Annotated in this window: 2 protein-coding genes; one reads left to right on the top strand and one right to left on the bottom strand. The window is 58.5% G+C overall.

Going from position 1 to position 1,898, the window contains the following annotated elements; genetic code table 11:
• Positions 1-1,339 precede the first annotated feature (1,339 nt).
• Positions 1,340-1,543, bottom strand: a complete 204-nt coding sequence (locus QJT78_RS50790) for a CsbD family protein (RefSeq protein WP_028154667.1) — start codon at positions 1,541-1,543, stop codon at positions 1,340-1,342.
• A gap of 135 nt (positions 1,544-1,678) precedes the next feature.
• Here QJT78_RS50790 and QJT78_RS50785 point away from each other — a divergent pair.
• On the top strand, positions 1,679-1,898 hold a 220-nt coding region (locus QJT78_RS50785; protein ID WP_281460860.1), incomplete at its 3' end, for a hypothetical protein.

Here is a 1,898-nt window from a genome sequence, read left to right as displayed (position 1 = left end):
TCGCGGTTGAGGTGATGGGGTTGGCTTCACAACCGAATCCTACGCCGCATCAGCGCTTTACACCACGCTCGCCAGCCTCTCAGGCGCCCTCTCGCGAATAAGACGGGTTAGGAACGTTTTAGCCGCAAGAGAGTCGGATGGCGACAATCCGCGCTTCTAGCGATGGACAAAGCGATTGCCAAGGCGATCTCCACAGTCATCTTCGGCGTCGGAATCCTTGTGGCCGGCATCGGCTCCAGCTTGCCCCCCCTGCACTTGCGTTGCTGTCATCGTCATTGCCATTGGGCTCGTAAGCGTTTTCGGCGACCGCTAACGAATACGTCCCGTTCGCACTGTGGGAAGCGCCCGCGCGCCCTTGCATCGACTGTCCGGCTTCCGCCTGAAACGATCTGCCATGCCTTTAAAGAACCCTAACGCCATCGCGTCCGTCGTATCGGCCCTTAGGCTCGTTTACGGAGACGGAGTTGCACGAACCATGCTCTTAGAAGGTATGAGCCTTGCGACGCTTATGGACACGATGTTCGCCGCACCGATAGCACATCGCGATGCCGTTCGATCCATTGCGACTGCCTTAGATGACTTCGCCATTACTCCAGAACTTTGCCCGATCTGGCACCTTCGCTACCTGTATGATGACCAGCCCGGCTCATTCCGCGTCATCGGTATGGAGATAGCTACGCCGGCCGGTACGCTATCCAGCAACGACCTTTGGCTTCGGCTGCCCGTCTAACTAACTCGCAAGCTCGGTAATGTGGCCCGATCGACGAGTAGCGAGGGCCGTGCGCCGCCCGGCCGCTCAGGCCCGCAGTCTGGACCGCTTCTAACGCTCTACTGCTCGAGATAATCGGCCCCCTCCCCTTGCGGGCGAACGTTAGAGCCAAATCGCCAGATCGGCGTTAGAGCAGCTTTAGCCATACCGCTGTCGCTCTGGCCATCGCCATTGGATCGGCAATCACGTCAGAGCGCCTCGGCCTCCCGAAGGACGACCTGTTGAGATTCCACAGCTAGGCCACACCCGCCGCTGGATCGCGCGGCAGGTGAACCAATACAAGCGGTAGGCGGATCGCCTAGAGCGAGTGTTCGGCAGCGTCCCTGACCGAACACTCTCCACCCACCAAACTAGTGTACGGCCTGGCCAGTGCGTCCTCGGCCTTCGGAACATCCTCAGGCAGTGGCAGCGGGCGCCGCGGTTGCTTCCACGGTGGAATGCGAGGCGTAATGGTGCAGCAAAGCAGTTCACGACCTTTACTATACCGACTACTCCGGGCGCTTTAGTAATGAACAAGGGCCGCTGCTCAGGGACAGCGACCCTTCGGATTTCAACCAGCAATGTCCGTCATCACCATTTTTGGCGACCGTACCATTCATCCACTTCCTTTTGCGCCTGATCCTTGGCGTAGCCGTACCGTTGCTGCAATCTCCCTTCGAGTTGCTCTTGCTTCCCGTTGATCACATCAAGATCATCGTCGGTAAGCTTGCCCCACTGTTCCTTCACTTTGCCCTTCATCTGCTTCCAGTTGCCTTCAACGCGGTTCCAGTCCATGGCACTCCTCCTTGAACGACTAAGATCGATCAACGGAGCTCGCCGACGCTGGTTCCTCGGTGAGGATAGCGTCAATCAGGCGCGGGCGCAGTGTTTAAAGCTGGACCGACGCGCCGACGGTGAGACTCCACGCGCTTGGTCCGCGAGGCGATCAAATCCGTTCCGGCGAAGCGGGCCACATGGAAGCTTAACCCAGTCTGGCGCACGCCCTGCGGGAACGCGGCGCTGATTTACTCTGCCGCCTTTTTAGCTGCACGTTTGATTTGCTCTGCCTCAAATAGCGTCCGACCAAAAGAAAAGCCCGGCAGTGATGCCGGGCTTGAGGTCATGAAAAACGTTTACGTGATGCAGGTTA

This window comes from Bradyrhizobium sp. Mp27, assembly GCF_029953005.1.
Taxonomy (GTDB): Bacteria; Pseudomonadota; Alphaproteobacteria; order Rhizobiales; family Xanthobacteraceae; genus Bradyrhizobium; species Bradyrhizobium barranii.
Note: the sequence above shows the minus strand (reverse complement) of the source record. Positions and strands in the feature narration are given on the sequence as shown.

What these genes read in the sequence shown, in the direction of transcription:
- QJT78_RS50790 (WP_028154667.1), bottom strand. Translation starts at nt 1,543, where the DNA reads ATGGACTGGAACCGCGTTGAAGGCAACTGGAAGCAGATGAAGGGCAAA.